Genomic DNA, 16004 nt, shown 5'->3' with positions numbered 1-16004 from the left:
CCGTTCGTCACGCCTCGAGCGCCGCCGGTCCCGGCCGGCGGCGCAGCAGGAAGGCCGCACCCGCGCCCGCGAGGAGCCCGAAGAAGTGGCCCTGCCAGCTGATGCCGGCCTGGGGGACGACGCCGGCGATCATGCTGCCGCCCCAGAGCGCGGCGACCGCCAGGCCGACGAGCACCTCCAGCGGGCGCCGGTTCACGAAGCCGCGGACCACCAGGTACCCGAAGAGGCCGAAGACGACGCCGGAGGCGCCGGCGGTGTTGGTGCCCGACGGGGAGAACAGCCAGACCCCGAGCCCGTCGGCGACCACGATGACCGCGACGACGCCGAGGAACCGCCGGATCCCGCCGAGCGCGGCGAGGAAGCCGAGGACGAGGAGCGGGACGCTGTTCGAGGCGACGTGACCGAAGCCGAAGTGGAGGAAGGCGGCGGACACGAGGTGCGGGAGCTCCGAGGTCTCGCGCGGGACGATGCCGTACGCGTCCAGGGCGTGCCCGGTCGCGAGGTCGAGGCCCTCCAGGGCCCACAGCAGCGCGACCCAGCCGGCCATCAGTTTCGCCGCGGCCTTCGCCCGGTCGGCCCGACTCCACTCCGGGATCCCCGTGCCGCCCCCTGCGGCGGTTCCGTTCCAGCTCATCGCAGCCCCCCTGCGTCGTGCGCGTCCCCCGCGCGGTGAACGTCGGGGGCACCTTACCGACGGCCCGGCACGCCCCGCCGGATAGGCTCGTCGGCGTGGAGCCGAACAACAGCAAGCAGCGTCGTCCCTGGGTGGTCGGGGTGTCCGGGGCGTCGGGGACGCCGTACGCGGCCTCCGTGCTGCGGGGGCTGCTCGCGGCGGGGGAGAGCGTCGACCTGATCGTCTCGCGGGCCTCGCGGCTGACGCTGCTCGACGAGACGGGGATCGGCTTCCGGGACGCGCACTGGCGCGAGGACCTGGCGGCGTGGCTGGCGCGGGGCGCGGACGGGAAGCCGGACGCGTTCGAGGTGCCGGTGGAGTCGCTGGACGACGTGCGGTACTGGGCGGCCGGCGACCTGGCGGCGGGGCCGTCCTCGGGGTCGTACCCGGCGAAGGGGATGCTGATCGTGCCGGCCTCGACCGCCGCGGTGGCGGGAGTGGCGCTCGGTCTGTCGAAGGACCTCTTGCAGCGGGGGGCGAGCGTGACGCTCAAGGAGCGGCGTCCGCTGGTCGTCGCGGTGCGGGAGACCCCGCTGAGCGGGCAGACGCTGAAGCAGATGGTGGCGCTGGACGAGGCGGGCGCCGTGGTGCTGCCCGCCTCTCCGGCGTTCTACGCGGGGGCGACGCACATCCAGGACCTGGTGGACTTCGTCGCCGGGCGGGTGCTCGACGCGGCAGGGGTGCCGCACGGGCTGTACCGCCGGTGGCGGGGGGAACTCGGAAGCGGAGCTCCGGGGGTTCCCCGTGCCGGTTAGCGCTTCTTCGCGGCCTTCTTCGCGGCCCGCTTCGAAGCGGCGGTGGGCTTGTGGGCACGCGAGCGGTTGGCCAGGTCCTGCAGCTCGCGCATTCGGGCGTAGGCCATCTCGATCGTGTACACGGTGTTCTCACTCCTGAAAGATCGTCGTTGATCCGTCTTTGATCCACTGAAAAAATCGCAGATCCACTGAAAGATTCGCAGGGTGTTGGCCCTGCATGCCTTAGATTCTACACATAAACTTGCGGTATCGCTGGACAATGGAAGGTCGTATACCTATGGACGCCGTGGACAGGCAGCTCATCCAGGCCCTGCGCGAGAACGGCCGCGCCTCGTACGCCGAGCTGGGCCGGCTCGTCGGGCTCTCCGGCCCCTCCGTCACCGACCGGATCAACCGCCTGGAGGCGGCCGGGGTCATCACCGGCTACCGCGCCACCGTCGACGCCGCCTCGCTCGGCCTCGGCGTCACCGCCCTCATCGGCATCTCCCTCTCCGACGCCGCCGACCACGAGGACGTGGCCCGCCGCCTGAAGGACCTCGCCGAGATCGAGGACTGCTGGTTCATCGCCGGCGACGACTCCTTCATGCTCAAGGTCCGCGCCAGCGACGTCGACGGCCTGGAGAAGACCATCCGCCGCCTCTCCGGCACCAAGGGCGTGTCCCGCACCCGGACGACGATCGTGCTCTCCACCAAGTGGGAGAACCGGGTCGGGGACCTGCCCGAAGAGGCCTGAGAGTACGGTGGGTGAAGCCTGATTTCGTCGGATACATGGGAGGCGGCCGCATGGACGCGGGGCTCAAGCGTGAGCTGGAGCAGAAGGTGCTCGCCGGTGAGCGGCTGAGCCGTGAGGACGGCATCGCCCTCTACGACTCCGACGACCTCGCCTGGCTCGGCGGACTGGCCCACGAGGTCAGGACCCGCAAGAACGGCGACGTGGTCCACTTCAATGTCAACCGGCATCTGAACATGACCAACGTCTGCACCGCCTCCTGCGCCTACTGCTCCTTCCAGCGCAAGCCGGGCGAGAAGGACGCGTACACGATGCGCATCGAGGAGGCCGTCCGCCTCGCCAAGGCGATGGAGAACGAGAACCTCACCGAGCTCCACATCGTCAACGGGCTCCACCCCAACCTGCCCTGGCGGTACTACCCCCGCTCGCTGAGCGAGCTGAAGAAGGCCCTGCCGAACGTCTCCCTCAAGGCCTTCACCGCCACCGAGATCCACCACTTCGAGACGATCTCCGGCATGTCGGCCTCCGACATCCTCGACGAACTCATCGAGGCGGGCCTGGAGTCGCTGACCGGCGGCGGCGCCGAGATCTTCGACTGGGAGGTCCGGCAGCACATCGTGGACCACCGCACCCACTGGGAGGACTGGTCCCGGATCCACCGCCTCGCCCACGAGAAGGGTCTGAAGACCCCCTCGACGATGCTGTACGGGCACATCGAGGAGCCGCGCCACCGCGTCGACCACGTGCTGCGGCTGCGGGAGCTCCAGGACGAGACCGGCGGCTTCCAGGTCTTCATCCCGCTGCGCTACCAGCACGACTTCGTGGACATGCAGGACGGCAAGGTCCGCAACAAGCTGCAGGCGCGCACGACGATGGCGACCGGCGCGGAGGCCCTGAAGACCTTCGCGGTCTCCCGGCTCCTCTTCGACAACGTGCCGCACGTCAAGGTCTTCTGGGTCATGCACGGCGTGCAGACCGCCCAGCTCGCGCTCCAGCACGGCGCCGACGACATGGACGGCTCGGTGGTCGAGTACAAGATCACGCACGACGCCGACAACTACGGCACGCCGAACAAGCTCACCCGCGACGACCTGCTCGAACTGATCCGCGACGCCGGCTTCCGGCCGGTCGAGCGGAACACCCGGTACGAGATCATCCGCGAGTACCCGGGCCCGGACGCGGGGCGGCGGGAGTCGCCGCAGCCGATGCGGGTCTGACGTTCGCGCACGGGGGAAGGGCCGGTGGGGATCCACCGGCCCTTCCCCCGTACCGCCTCTCCCGCACCCCCCGTGTCGGCGAGGCGGACGACGGCGGAGAGGCACTCCTCGGTCAGCTGACCCGCTCCACCGGAATCCACACCTCCGCGTCCGCGTGGGTGCCGTCCTCGGACACCCGCGTGCGCGAGAGCGACGGTCCGGGCCGGCTCCGGTACGGGTTCGACGGGAACCACTGCGTGTACACGTCCCGCCAGAGGTACTGCACCGCCTGCGGGAACGGGCCCGAGGACTCGAACACCGCCCACGTCCCCGGCGCGACGTCGAGGCTGTCCGAAGCCCCGGGCACCTCCGCGTCGCTCACCACCCCGTGGAAGTAGTCGATCTCGGTGCCCTCCGCGTCGTCCGCGGAGTGGTTGCTGACGGCGGCCACGACACCGCCGGGCTCCCCGTCCGCGTACTCCTCCCAGCGCCCCAGCGCCTCCTTGCCGATGCTCTTGACGAACTCCACGATGGCCGGGTTCATCCCCTCGTAGACCAGCGGGACCTGTGTCCCCCTGCCCATGAGCCTGAACCCGTCCTTCTCCACCACCCGGTACCGCATGCTGCTGCTCCCTTCGACGATCAGCCGGAAGGACATCCGTGGCTGGGAGTGCAGCGCCGCGCCTGTCCGCCGCGCCTCGCCGGGACCGACCCCGTGCATGGCGCGGAAGGCACGTGCGAACGCCTCGCCCGAGCCGTACCCGTACCGCACCGCGACATCGAGCAGAGTCCGCTCCCCGGCGAGCACTTCGGCCCCGGCGAGCGTCAGCCGGCGACGGCGGACGTACGCGGAGAGCGGCATGCCCGCCAGCGCGGAGAACATCCGCCGGAAGTGGTACTCCGACGTCATGGCGACTCGGGCCAGCTCGGCCGCGTCGAGGGGCTCGTCGAGGTGGTCCTCGATGTGGTCCATGGCCTGATTCAGCCGCTCCAGCACTCCTGGCCGTCCTTCCCTCACTGATCTCCACGCTAGGGAGGTCCCACTGTGCCGGACCCGACATCCTCTGCCCGGTGCGGTCGGGTCGGCTCGCCGCCCGCGTGGTCCGGGGCCCGGTCAGGTCAGGCGCAGCAGCATCGTGATGTCGTCGCGGTCGTCGCCCGGGGCGACCCGGATGGCGCCGGGGACGCGCCCGACCTCCTTGTACCCGGCCCGGGCGTAGAACGAGTCGACGCCGGTCCCGCCCCGGACGCCGAGCCGGATCGCCTCGACGCCCTCGAAGCCGGGGGCGGTGCGGGCGGCGCGCTCGACGGCCGCCATGAGGTCGAGACCGTACCCCTTGCCCTGGTGCTTCGGGTGGACCATCACGGTGTACAGCCACACCCAGTGGGTCATCAGCCGGTGGGTGTTGAAGGCGAAGAAGGCGGTGGCGGCGACCTCCCCGTCCTCGTCCCGCCCGACGAGGAGCCGGGTGGTGCCCTGGACCACGGCGGCGAGGTGCTTGAGGAGGGAGGGGCGGATCTCGTCGGCGGTGACGGGCGGGACGAAGCCGACGGCGCCGCCCGCGTTGGAGACATCGGCCCAGAGGGCGAGCACACCGTCGGTCAGGGACTGGTCGACAGCCGGATCAACCTCAAAAGTAAGGGTCATAGCTGGACTGTATCTATTACGCCCCCTGACCCTCAAGAGGATTCCGCCCCTCGGGCGCGGCCTCCGCGGCGGGGTGCGTACCGGCCCCCCGCCTTCGGCGGGCACCCCTCCTCGTGCTTCACTGGGGGGCGCTCGTCCCGTATTGGGAAGGTTCGGCACTCTCGGCACCTCGGAACGAAAGAGTGGGTCATGCTCCGCTACTCGCTGATGCGGCTCGGCATCTTCGCCGGCTGCTTCTTCGCCCTGTGGGGCCTCGTCTACGTCGGCGCGCTCCCGCGCGGCCTCGGCGACTCCAACCTCCTGTGGGTCCTGCTCCTCTCCATCGTCGTCTCGGCCCCCCTGAGCTTCGTCCTGCTCCGCAAGCAGCGCGACGCCCTGAGCGCCGAGATCGTCGAGAAGGTCGACCGCGCCAAGGGCCGCCTCCACGAGAACCGCACCCGCGAGGACGCGGTCTGAGCCGGACCGGTCGTGGCGGGCGACGCCTGGATCAGTGAGACCGCGCCGTACCTGGCCCCACGCGAGCCGGGGCAGGGCGACGCGTGGACCGGCGAGGCCGCTCGCCGTGGGCGGCGGGGCGGGCAGCGGCTGCTCCAGGCCGGTGAGGTGACGGCACCCGACGCCGTCCGTGCCGCGCTCGGACTCCCCGCCGGCGCCCAGGTGATCGTCAGGCGCCGGCTGATCCTGCTGGACGACCTCCCCGTCGAGCTGGCGGACTCCTACTACCCGCTCTCCGTCGCCGCCGGCACGCCCCTGGCCGAGCCGCGCAAGGTGCCCGGCGGGGCCGTCACGCTCCTCAAGGAGCTGGGGTACGTCGGTGCCGACGTGGTCGAGGACGTGAGTGCGGGCCTGGCCGCCGAGGAGGAACGCGTACACCTCGGTCTCGCCGAGGGGAGTGCCGTACTCCGGCTGCTGCGGCTCACGCGGACCGCCGACGGGGCGCCCGTGGAGGCGTCCCTGATGGTCATGCCGGCCGGCAGGCACCTCACGTACCGGCTCGCGGGGATGTAGGGACTGCGTAAGGTTCCTCACAGGACAAGCACCCCTGGTGTGAGCTGGATGGCTCTCACCAGGGGTGCTTGTGTTTCGGTCGGGGGTGGCCGGTTTCTTGTCTCAAAGAAGGGCTTTGAGGTTCTCAAAGTTCAAGTGTTAACGTGTCGGCCATGACGACAGCAGTGCGCCTCTCTCACGCCCCGGGCAGTCCGCTCGTGGCGCGCCTGCACGTCGATCTCTGCCGCTGTATGTCCGCGGCCTGTTGTCGCGTGCTCTGATCCGGCATCATGCAGCGGCCCGCGTGAAAACGCGTGTGTGCCGCACCCCCGTCCCCGTATTACCCCGATACGTACCTGTGGAGTGCCCGTGTCCGCATCCGCGTCCGCCACCGAGGCCAAGCCCTCGTCCCGGATACCCAAGGTCCCCTTCTGGGCCCAGATCGTCGCCGGTCTCGTCCTCGGCGTCCTGCTCGGCTGGATCGCCCGGAGCCAGGACGTCGCCTGGCTGAAGGAGACCCTGATCCAGGTCGGCGGCATCTTCGTCCAGCTGCTGAAGCTGGCCGTCGCCCCGCTCGTGTTCTTCGCGATCCTCGTCTCGATCACCAACCTCCGGAAGGTCAACAACGCGGCCCGCCTCGCCGCCCAGACCCTCCTCTGGTTCATGATCACCTCGCTCGTCGCGGTCGCCATCGGCATCACGATCGGCCTGGTCACCAACCCCGGCGCCGGCACCGGCCTCACCCCGGCCGACGGCAAGGCCCCCGAGGGCCAGGGCAGCTGGATCGACTTCCTCACCGGCATCATCCCGACGGACGTCATCACGCCCTTCACCGAGCTGAACGTCCTCCAGATCGTCTTCATGGCCGCCGTCGCCGGCATCGCCGCCCTCCAGCTCGGCGAGAAGGCCCAGCCGATCCTCAACCTCTCCGAGTCGATCCTGGAGCTGCTCCAGAAGGCCCTGTGGTGGGTCATCCGCCTCGCCCCGATCGGCACCGCCGGCCTCATCGGCAAGGCGATCGTCAACTACGGCTGGGACCTCCTCGGCAAGTACGCGACCTTCACCGCCGACGTCTACATCGGCTGCGCCCTGGTCCTCTTCGGCGTCTACCCGCTGCTCCTCGCGACCGTCGCCAAGGTGAACCCGCTCCAGTTCTTCAAGGGCGCCTGGCCCGCCATCCAGCTGGCCTTCGTCTCCCGCTCCTCGGTCGGCACCATGCCGGTCACCCAGAGGGTCACCGAGCGCCTCGGCGTCCCGAAGGAGTACGCCTCCTTCGCCGTCCCGTTCGGCGCCACCACCAAGATGGACGGCTGCGCCGCGATCTACCCGGCGCTCGCCGCAATCTTCATCGCGCAGATCTTCGACGTCCAGCTCGGCGTCAAGGAGTACCTGCTCATCGCCTTCGTCTCGGTGATCGGCTCCGCCGCCACCGCCGGCCTCACCGGCGCCACGGTCATGCTGACGCTGACCCTCTCCACCCTGGGCCTCCCGCTGGAGGGCGTCGGCCTGCTCCTGGCGATCGACCCGATCCTCGACATGATCCGGACCGCCACCAACGTCGCCGGCCAGGCGCTCGTCCCGGTGATCGTCTCCGCCCGCGAGAAGATCCTCGACCTCACCGCGTACGAGAACGCCTCGGCGTCCCCGATCGACGCCCCGGAGGCCGCCCCGGAGAAGGTCGCGGTCGCGGCCTGACCCCGTCCCCCGTACCCCGGTACGCCTACGTGCCCCTCGCCCCCGTCCGGGCGGGGGGCACGTAGGCTTCGCGGGCGAAGCAATCGATCTTGGAAGCAGGGCGGAGAGACGCGTGGCGGGGACCAGGAGGCTGCCTCGGGCCGTGCGCGAGCGGCAGATGATGGACGCCGCCGTGGCGTGCTTCGCGCGGCACGGGTACCAGGCGGCCTCGATGGACGAGATCGCCGAACTGGCCGGTGTGTCCAAGCCGCTCGTCTACCTGTACCTGAACTCCAAGGAGGAGCTCTTCACCGCCTGCATCCGGCGGGAGGCCCAAGCGCTGCTCGCGGCCGTCGCCGAGGCCGTGGCCGACGGGTCCGCGCCGCCGGACGAGCGGCTGTGGGCGGGGCTCCTCGCCTTCTTCGGGCACGCCGCCGACCACCCCGACGCGTGGGCCGTGCTCAGCCGGCACGCGCGCACCCAGGGCGAGCCGTTCGCGACCGAGGCGGCGCGGATGCGGGAGGAGATCGCGGCCTTCGTGACCGGGCTGATCGGCGAGGCCGCGCGGGCCGCGCACGGGCCGGTCGCGATCGGCGAGCGCGACGTGGCGGCGCTGGCGCAGGCGCTCGTGGGGTCCGCCGAGTCGCTGGCGACCTGGGTCAACGAGACGCCGGGGGCGACGGCGCGGGAGGCGGCGGCCACCCTGATGAACTTCGCCTGGTCCGGGCTCGGAAACCTCATGAAAAACGAGCGCTGGTCTCCCCGTTGAGCCTTACCGCGCAGTAAGGTTACCGGCTAGTCAGGGACTGTCCCCCTGCTGCTCGACGCACCTCCGCTCGACGCACCTCCGCTCGACGCACCTCCGCTCGACGCACCTCCGCTCCACGCACTTCTGCTCCACGACGTACGACCTTCGTTCATCGCGCAGACCGAGGAGCCGCCCGTGTCGACCGAGCTCGCCTTCATCCGCGTCGACGGACGGGTACGGGAGGTCTCCGCGCCCGCGCTCGTGCCCCGGGTCGAGCGCGGTTCGCTCGCCGACCTGCCGTACGACAACGCCCGGCAGGAACCCGACGCCGTCGTCTTCTCCCGGAAGGACCCGGCCGACGGGAGCTGGCGGGACGTCACCGCCGGGCGCTTCGCCGCCGACGTGCACTCCGTCGCCAAGGGGCTCATCGCCCACGGGCTGCGCCCCGGCGACCGGCTCGCGCTGATGGCCCGCACCACCTACGAGTGGACACTGCTCGACTTCGCCGCCTGGGCCGCCGGGCTCGTCACCGTCCCCGTCTATCCGACCTCCTCCGCCTTCCAGACCCGCTGGATCCTCCAGGACTCCGGCGCCGTCGCCTGTGTCGTCGAGGACGCCGGGCAGGCGCGGCTCGTCTCCGCCGAGCGCGGCCGGCTGCCCGACCTCCGCCACCTCTGGGTCCTCGACGCGGGCGCCGTCGAGCAGCTGCGGCAGGCCGGGGCGCGGGTCCCGGACGAGACGGTGACGGCCCGGCGGGGGCTGCTCACCCCGGACACCCTCGCCACCCTCGTCTACACCTCCGGCACCACCGGCCGGCCCAAGGGCTGCGCCCTCACCCACGCCAACTTCTTCGCCGAGGTCGACAACGCGGTCAGGCTCCTCCACCCGGTCTTCGCCCCCGAGGGCGGCGAGCCGCCGTCCACCCTGCTCTTCCTGCCGCTGTCGCACGTCTTCGGGCGGATGGTGGCGGTGGGGTGCGTCCGGGCGCGGGTACGCGTCGGGCACGCGCCGTCGGTGGAGGGCGAGGACCTCCTCGACGACCTGGCGGGCTTCCGGCCGACGTTCCTCCTCGCGATCCCGTACGTGATGGAGAAGGTCTACAACCGGGCCCGGGCCACCGCCGAACGCTCCGGGAAGGGCGCCGCCTTCGACCGGGCCGCGCGGGCCGCCCGCCGCTTCGGGCGGACCGAGGCGCCCTCGCTCTCGGTGCGGGCGGCGCGCGCCCTGTACGACCCGCTGGTCTACCGCCGGATCCGGGCGGCGCTCGGCGGGCGCGTACGGTACGTGATCTGCGGCGGCTCGCCGCTGGGCGTCCGGCTCGCGGAGTTCTTCCGGGGCGCGGGCGTCGAGGTCTTCGAGGGGTACGGCCTGACGGAGACGACGGCCGCGACGACGGTCACCCCGCCGCTCGCGCCGCGCACCGGCACGGTCGGGCTGCCGCTGCCCGGCACGGGGGTGCGGATCGCCGACGACGGGGAGGTGTGGCTGCGCGGCCCGCACGTCTTCGCCGGGTACTGGGACGCGCAGCGCGGCACCGCCGTCCCGTACACCGACGGCGGCTGGTTCCCGACCGGCGACCTCGGCGCGCTCGACGAGGACGGCTACCTCACCATCACCGGCCGCAAGAAGGACCTCCTCATCACCTCCGCCGGCAAGAACGTCGCCCCGGCGCCCCTGGAGGACTGGCTGCGCGCGCACCCGCTCGTCGCCCAGTGCATGGTCGTCGGCGACAACCGCCCGTACGTCTCCGCGCTGATCACCCTCGACCACGAGGGGCTCGCCCACTGGCGGCGGATGCGGCGGAAGGACCACCTGGCGCTGTGGGAGCTGACGCGGGACCCGGAGCTGCTCGCGGTCGTCCAGAAGGCCGTCGACGACGCCAACCGGCTCGTCTCCCGCGCCGAGTCCATCCGCGCCTTCCGCGTCCTGACCACCGAGTTCTCCGAGACCTCCGGCCACCTCACCCCCTCACTGAAACTCCGCCGGGGGGCGGTGCTGCGGGACTTCGCGCGGGAGGTCGAGGAGATGTACGGGCCCGAGTACGAGTGACGCGTACGGGGCGGCGCCCTCAGGGCCAGAGCAGTTCCCTGGTCCAGCCGGCGGGGGCGTCGGGGGTGCGGCGGTAGCGGAGGCGGAGGTGGCGGCGGCGGGTGTCGCCCTGGAAGAACTCGACCTCGGTGGGTTCGACGACGTACAGGGTCCAGGTGGGGGCGTCGGCGTCCGGTTCGGCCTCGGCGCGGTGCCAGGCCGCGTCGCTCGCGGCGGCGAGGGTCTCGGGGGAGTCGAGGGGTTCGCTCTGGCGGCCGGTGAGGGCGGCGGCGAGGGCGCCGGTGGTGCGGGCGTGCAGGTCCGCGTACGCCTCCTCGCGGCTCGCGGTCGTGACGCGGCCGCGGACGCGGACCTGGCGTCCTCGGACCGGCCAGTAGAAGCCCAGCGCGGCCTCCGGGTTGGCGGCCAGCTGGCGGCCCTTCGCGCTGGTGGCGTGCGAGGCGAAGTGCCAGCCGCGGTCGTCGGCGTCGTGCAGCATCACGGTGCGGACGTCGGGGCGGCCGTCCGCGCCGGCCGTCGCGAGGGAGGGCGTGTGCGGTTCGCTCTGGCCGGCGGCGACGGCGTCCAGGAACCAGGTGTGGAAGAGCGCGAGGGGGTCGGTGGGGGCGGTCGCCGGGTCGAAGGCGGGCAGCTCGGTGTCCCAGACGCGCAGCGAACGCAGTGCCTCGTGGAAGTCGTTCATGGGGCGAGCGTAGGCGCCGCGCCGTCAGCTTCTGGACAGGATCACCGTGGCCGAGGAGCAGAACCAGCCGCCTGTGGCGGAGGCGAGGGCCAGTTCGGGGAGGGTGCCGTCGGGGCGGCGGATCTGGAGGCCGGGGGCCTCGCCCCGGAGCTGGCGGACGGCCTCGACGAGGAGGAAGAGGCCTCGCATGCCGGGGTGGCAGGCGGAGAGGCCGCCTCCGTCGGTGTTGAAGGGGACGGCGGACTTGTCCGTGACGTACGCGCCGCCTTCGCCCTTGGCGCAGAAGCCGAGGTCCTCCAGCGTCACCAGGGTCATGTAGGTGAAGGCGTCGTAGATCTCCGCCACGTCGATGTCCGCGGGCGTCACCCCGGCCCGTTCGAAGGCCAGGCGGCCGCTGACCGCCGCCGGGGAGACGGTGAAGTCCTGCCATGCGGACATCGTCGTGTGCGAGACGTGTTCCCCGGTTCCGAGGATCCAGACGGGGGGCTTCGCCAGGTCCTTCGCGTACTCCTCGGCGACGAGGAGCACCGCGCAGCCTCCGTCGCTGCGGATGCAGCAGTGGAGCTTGGTGAAGGGGTCGGCGATCATCGGGCCGTCGAGGACCTCGTCGACGGTGATCGGGGTGCGGAACATGGCCTCGGGGTTGAGCGCCGCGTGCGCCCGCGCCCGGACCGCGACCTCGGCGAGCTGCTCCAGGGTGGTGCCGTACTCGTGCATGTGGCGGCGCGCGGCCATCGCGTACTTGGCGACGAGGGTGTGGCCGTACGGCGCCTCGAACTGGAGCGGCCCGCGGGCGCCGAAGGAGAGGTTCGAGGTGCGGCGCCCGGCCCTGATGTCGGCGCGCGCGGTGGAGCCGTACACGAGCAGGACCGCCTTCGCGTGGCCCGCGGCGATCGCGTCGGCCGCGTGGGCGGCCATGACCTCCCAGGTGGCGCCGCCGACCGAGGTGGAGTCGACCCAGGTGGGGCGCAGGCCCAGGTATTCGGCGACCTCCACGGGGGCGAGCGTCCCGAGCCCGGCGGAGGCGAGGCCGTCGACGAGGGAGCGGTCGAGGCCGCTGTCGGCGAGGGCGCGCCGGGCGGCCTGGGCGTGGAGCGCGTAGGGGGTGGCCTCGTCGACCCGGCCGCAGTCGGCGAGCGCGACGCCGGCGACGGCGACCCGGCGCCGGCCGGGCGGGGAGGTGCGCGGGGTGGCGGCGGTAGCGGTCCTCATGGATCTGACGGTACATCAGATATCCCGATCGGAGGCCTCGTCGGTATGGGCAATCGGGCTTCGCCCGCCCTAGCATGACGGGCCGTCAGATACGGAGGGAGTCCCATGGAGACCGCCACCGAGGAACAGCGGGAGATCCGCCGCACCCTGCGGGACCTGCTCGACCGGTACGCCCGCCCCACCCCAGGACCCGAGGGGTACGACCCCGCCCTCTGGGCCCGCATGTCCGGCGAACTCGGGCTCGCCCGCCTCGCCCTCCCCGAACTCGCCCTCGCCTGCGAGGAGACCGGCCGCGCCCTCGCCCCCTCCCCGCTGCTCGCCACCACCGTCCTCACCGCCCCCCTCGTCGCCGCCCTCGGCACCCCCGCCCAGCGCGCCGAACTGCTGCCCCGGATCGCCGCCGGCGAGCTCACCTGCGCGCTCGCCGCGCCCGGCGGCTCCCTCGCCCACGCCCTCGGCCTCACCGGCGACAACACCACCGGCGCCTGGTCCGGCGACGGCCGGGCCGGCGGCATCCAGGCCCGGCCGTCGCCCGAGGGGTCCCCCGGCGGCCGGCTGCTCTACGGCGAGGCCGCCCAGGTCCTCGACGGCCACAGCGCCGGACTGCTCCTCGTCGCCGCCCACACCGGAGGCTTCGCCCGCAGCCGTACGCTCCTCTACCTGGTCCGTACGGAGGACGCCGGCCCCGGACTCGTCCGCACCCCGCACGCCGGACTCGACCCCACCCGCTCCCCGGCCACCGTTCAGCTCCGCGACGTCCCGGCCGAGCTCCTCGGCGAGGACCCCGCCGACCCCGCCGACATCACCCGCGCCCTCGCCGCCGCGGGCCGCACCGCCGCCGTCCTCCTCGCCGCCGAGGCCACCGGAGCCGCCCGGGGCGCCCTGGAACACGCCCTCGGCCGGGCCGGTGCCCGGGAGCGGTACCGCCTCGCCGACCTCCACGTCCGGGTCGAGACCGCCCGCACGCTGACCCACTGCGCCGCCCGCGAGCCAGGGCCGGGGCCCGAGGGCGGGCCCGTTGCCCTCGCCCAGGCCCTCGACGTCCTCCGCGACGCCGCCGGGGAAGCCGTACCGCCGCACGCCGCCGACCGCTACGGGCGCCGCGCCGCCGCCGACGCGCTCCTCTTCGGGCCCGCCGGACGCCTCCGCGCCCGCGCGGCGGAACGCGCCGGAGAGGCGGCCGCCTGATGTCCGCAGGACGGAAACCGGCAGTGAGGCTCGTCCAGAAGGTGTCCTCGACCCGGACCTTCGCGAGGATCGCCCCCCGCGTCATCCCCGCGCTCGACAAGGCCGTGCACCGGCTCAGCGGGGGAAAGGCGCTGCTCAGCACCCAGATGCTGCCCGGCGTCGTGCTCACCGCCACGGGAGCGAGGAGCGGGCGGCGGCGGACCACCCCGCTCGCCTGCATGCCGGAGCCCGAGCGGGGGACCTGGCTGCTCGTCGGCTCCAACTTCGGCCGGCCCGGCCACCCCGCCTGGACGGCCAACCTGCTCGCCCACCCGGACGCCGAGATCAGCTGGAAGGGCGAGACGATCCCCGTACGGGCCGAACGGCTGACGGGGGAGGAGCGGGCGGCGGCCTGGGAGGCGGCCCTCGCCTTCTGGCCCCCGTACGCCTCCTACCAGGCCCGGGTCGAGCGCGAGATCCGGCTCTTCCGCCTCACCCGGAGGTGATCCCGCCCGGCCCGCACACCCGGCCCGTACACCCGGCCCGTACACACGACGACGCCGACGGCGGTCCCGCCCCGCGTGGGGGCGGCGGCCGGCGTCGGCGTCGACGACAGGACGGGGGAAGGAGAGGGCCCGATACGGCCCCGGGGCTGTCCGACCGGCTATCGGACCGGCTTCTTGCCGGTGATGCCCAGATGCACCAACAGGGCGAGGTTCGGCCTGAGTTCGGCCTGCTTCACACCCCAGGTGGTGAAGCCCTTCTGGTGGCCGGCGACCGAGGCCAGCATCGCCACCAGCGAGCCGGCCATCGCGGCCGCGCTGACCTCCTTGTCGACCTTGCCCTTGGCCTGGAGCTCCTTCACCGCGTCCGTCAGGGAGTTGGTGACCGAGTTCAGGATCTTCATGCGGATCTTGTAGAACCGCTTGTCTCCCTCCGCGGCGCCGAGGTCCACGACCCGCAGGATCGCGTCGTGCTTCCGCCAGAAGTCGAGGAAGCCGTCGACGAGTTCCTCGGAGGTCTGCCAGGCGGCCTTGCCGACCCAGGAGCGGCCGGAGACCAGCTCGGTCAACCCGGCGCCCTCCTTCGCCATTTCCTCCGCGATCTCCAGGACGGCGCCTTCGACGTCCGGGAAGTACTGATAGAACGTCGCGGGTGAAGTACCCGCCTTCCGGGCCACGTCGATGACCTTGACGTCCCGGTACGGCGAGGAGCTGAGCATCTCACCGAGGCAGTCGAGCAGCTTCTGCCGCGTCGCCTGGCCGCGTCGTCCGGCCACGCGGCCGTCGACGGTGCGTACTTGTCCTGTCATGCCGTCAGCTTACCGAGGGGGGATCAGCGCGCGATTCGGCCGACTGCAAATGGGGTGCACACCGTTCTCCGAGGTCGGCGGGGGTCTCCTCGGCGCGTCGTGCGACGGGATCGCGCCAGACGCCCGCCCCGCCCCGGACGGCGCACACCGGAGCGCGCCCCCGGCCCCGCCGCCCTAGCGTGGGGCCATGGCCGTATACACAGAGGGCACCCCGTGCTGGGTGGACGCGCAGCTCCCCGACCTGGAGGCGGGCAAGCGCTTCTACGGCGAGCTGTTCGGCTGGACCTTCGACGACGACCGCGACGAGGCCCTCCTCGACGGCCGCCGGGTCGCCGGGCTCCTCCCCAAGCGGGACGGCCGCATGCCCACCACCTGGACCGTCTACCTCGCCACCGAGGACGCCGGCACCGTCGCCGCCCGGGTGAAGGCCGCCGGCGGGCAGATGGTCATGGAGCCGTACCCCGTCGGCCCCTTCGGCGTCCTCGCCCTCGCCGCCGACCCCGGCGGCGCCGTCCTCGGCCTGCGCCAGTCCGGCGACGACGACGGCTTCGAGGTCACCAACGAACCCGGCTCCTTCTGCTGGATGGAGGTGTACACCCGCCGCCCCGGGCCCGTGGACACCTTCTACGCCTCCGTCTTCGGCTGGCTCGGCCGCCAGGCCGACCCCGCCGAGGAGGGCAAGGAGCCCGGCTTCGACTACCGCGTCTGGTCCCCGCCCGGCTCCCGCGCCGGCGACGACACCGCCTTCGGCGGCCGGGCCGTCATCACCGACGCCTTCCCCGCCGAGATGCCGGGCCACGTCCTCGTCTACTTCGCCGTCCGCGACTGCGACGAGGCCTGCGCCACCACCGTCCGCCTCGGCGGCCGGATCGCCGAACCCCCCGTCGACACCCCCTACGGCCGCATCGCCGTCCTCCACGACAACCAGGGCGCCCGCTTCGCCGTCCTCGCCGAACCCATCCCCGCCGACCCCCTCCTCGCCCCCGGCGAAACCGCCGCCCTCTCCACCGACACCGCCCCGCTCGGCACCCCCGCCCCCACGCCGTCCACCCTCTCGGAGCCCCCCGCCGCGCCGTGAGCGATCCGCTCCGTATGACCTGTGACACCCCGATCCGCCCCCGGGTTCGCAACTGGGGCTCCGGACAGGAAGAATCAGGGCCCGGGGCCGTAT

17 protein-coding genes are annotated in these 16004 nt (G+C 72.6%); 11 read left to right on the top strand and 6 right to left on the bottom strand.

Annotated features, from left to right (window positions below; all coding sequences use genetic code 11):
* Nucleotides 1-7: 7 nt before the first annotated feature.
* A complete protein-coding gene (locus HHL19_RS34345) occupies nt 8-634 on the bottom strand; it encodes a rhomboid family intramembrane serine protease (RefSeq protein WP_169094307.1) in 627 nt (208 codons plus the stop codon).
* A gap of 95 nt (nt 635-729) precedes the next feature.
* On the opposite strand from HHL19_RS34345, the gene HHL19_RS34340 reads away from it, so the two are divergent.
* The 3 genes from HHL19_RS34340 to mqnE all read left to right on the top strand — a co-directional run bounded on the left by HHL19_RS34340 (nt 730) and on the right by mqnE (nt 3375).
* On the top strand, nt 730-1428 hold the full coding sequence (locus tag HHL19_RS34340; protein ID WP_169094306.1) for a UbiX family flavin prenyltransferase: 699 nt from the start codon (nt 730-732) through the stop codon (nt 1426-1428).
* A gap of 277 nt (nt 1429-1705) precedes the next feature.
* The gene (locus HHL19_RS34335) at nt 1706-2161 is read left to right on the top strand and encodes an Lrp/AsnC family transcriptional regulator (RefSeq protein ID WP_169094305.1); all 456 of its coding nucleotides are present in this window, start codon (nt 1706-1708) and stop codon (nt 2159-2161) included.
* Between the two features lie 50 nt (nt 2162-2211).
* The gene (gene mqnE, locus HHL19_RS34330) at nt 2212-3375 is read left to right on the top strand and encodes an aminofutalosine synthase MqnE (protein ID WP_169094372.1); all 1164 of its coding nucleotides are present in this window, start codon (nt 2212-2214) and stop codon (nt 3373-3375) included.
* A 112-nt stretch (nt 3376-3487) separates the two neighbouring features.
* Here the strand turns inward: mqnE and HHL19_RS34325 are convergent, their stop codons facing one another.
* Together HHL19_RS34325 and HHL19_RS34320 are read right to left on the bottom strand one after the other, a co-directional pair.
* Nucleotides 3488-4351, bottom strand: coding sequence for an AraC family transcriptional regulator (locus HHL19_RS34325; protein ID WP_169094304.1), 864 nt, complete (start codon nt 4349-4351; stop codon nt 3488-3490).
* A 117-nt stretch (nt 4352-4468) separates the two neighbouring features.
* Nucleotides 4469-5002 carry a GNAT family N-acetyltransferase gene (locus HHL19_RS34320; protein WP_169094303.1) on the bottom strand — a complete coding sequence of 178 codons (534 nt, stop codon included), beginning with the start codon at nt 5000-5002 and terminating at the stop codon, nt 4469-4471.
* 189 nt (nt 5003-5191) lie between these two features.
* Here HHL19_RS34320 and HHL19_RS34315 point away from each other — a divergent pair, with 189 nt between their 5' ends.
* From HHL19_RS34315 to HHL19_RS34295, 5 genes are all read left to right on the top strand, one after another.
* Nucleotides 5192-5458, top strand: coding sequence for a DUF4229 domain-containing protein (locus tag HHL19_RS34315; RefSeq protein ID WP_169094302.1), 267 nt, complete (start codon nt 5192-5194; stop codon nt 5456-5458).
* A 12-nt stretch (nt 5459-5470) separates the two neighbouring features.
* Nucleotides 5471-6010 carry a UTRA domain-containing protein gene (locus HHL19_RS34310; RefSeq protein ID WP_169094301.1) on the top strand — a complete coding sequence of 180 codons (540 nt, stop codon included), beginning with the start codon at nt 5471-5473 and terminating at the stop codon, nt 6008-6010.
* Between the two features lie 348 nt (nt 6011-6358).
* Nucleotides 6359-7684: a dicarboxylate/amino acid:cation symporter gene (locus HHL19_RS34305; protein ID WP_169094300.1), complete on the top strand. Its 1326-nt coding sequence runs from the start codon at nt 6359-6361 to the stop codon at nt 7682-7684.
* A 130-nt stretch (nt 7685-7814) separates the two neighbouring features.
* Entirely contained in the window at nt 7815-8432 is a 618-nt protein-coding gene (locus HHL19_RS34300) for a TetR/AcrR family transcriptional regulator (protein ID WP_169094371.1), read from the top strand.
* A gap of 240 nt (nt 8433-8672) precedes the next feature.
* Nucleotides 8673-10460, top strand: a complete 1788-nt coding sequence (locus HHL19_RS34295; protein ID WP_346768568.1) for an AMP-dependent synthetase/ligase — start codon at nt 8673-8675, stop codon at nt 10458-10460.
* Nucleotides 10461-10479: 19 nt separating this feature from the next.
* On the opposite strand, the gene HHL19_RS34290 is transcribed toward HHL19_RS34295, so the two are convergent.
* Complete coding sequence (locus tag HHL19_RS34290) at nt 10480-11142, bottom strand: pyridoxal 5'-phosphate synthase (RefSeq protein WP_169094299.1); 663 nt, start codon at nt 11140-11142, stop codon at nt 10480-10482.
* A 24-nt stretch (nt 11143-11166) separates the two neighbouring features.
* Nucleotides 11167-12354, bottom strand: a complete 1188-nt coding sequence (locus tag HHL19_RS34285) for an acetyl-CoA acetyltransferase (protein ID WP_169094298.1) — start codon at nt 12352-12354, stop codon at nt 11167-11169.
* Nucleotides 12355-12459: 105 nt separating this feature from the next.
* Between HHL19_RS34285 and HHL19_RS34280 the strand changes: the two genes are divergently transcribed.
* Both HHL19_RS34280 and HHL19_RS34275 read left to right on the top strand, forming a co-directional pair.
* Entirely contained in the window at nt 12460-13542 is a 1083-nt protein-coding gene (locus HHL19_RS34280) for an acyl-CoA dehydrogenase family protein (RefSeq protein ID WP_169094297.1), read from the top strand.
* Nucleotides 13542-14027 carry a nitroreductase/quinone reductase family protein gene (locus HHL19_RS34275; protein ID WP_169094296.1) on the top strand — a complete coding sequence of 162 codons (486 nt, stop codon included), beginning with the start codon at nt 13542-13544 and terminating at the stop codon, nt 14025-14027. The genes HHL19_RS34280 and HHL19_RS34275 overlap by 1 nt, the downstream gene beginning before the upstream one ends.
* A gap of 158 nt (nt 14028-14185) precedes the next feature.
* Here HHL19_RS34275 and HHL19_RS34270 read toward each other — a convergent pair whose 3' ends face one another.
* A complete protein-coding gene (locus tag HHL19_RS34270; protein WP_169094295.1) occupies nt 14186-14833 on the bottom strand; it encodes a TetR family transcriptional regulator in 648 nt (215 codons plus the stop codon).
* A 187-nt stretch (nt 14834-15020) separates the two neighbouring features.
* Here HHL19_RS34270 and HHL19_RS34265 point away from each other — a divergent pair, with 187 nt between their 5' ends.
* A complete protein-coding gene (locus HHL19_RS34265; protein WP_169094294.1) occupies nt 15021-15911 on the top strand; it encodes a VOC family protein in 891 nt (296 codons plus the stop codon).
* Nucleotides 15912-16004: the final 93 nt, after the last annotated feature.

The organism is Streptomyces sp. R302, assembly GCF_012927245.1.
Classification (GTDB): domain Bacteria; phylum Actinomycetota; class Actinomycetes; order Streptomycetales; family Streptomycetaceae; genus Streptomyces.
The sequence above is the reverse complement of the archived record's forward strand: the minus strand, read 5'-3'. Positions and strand labels throughout refer to the sequence as shown.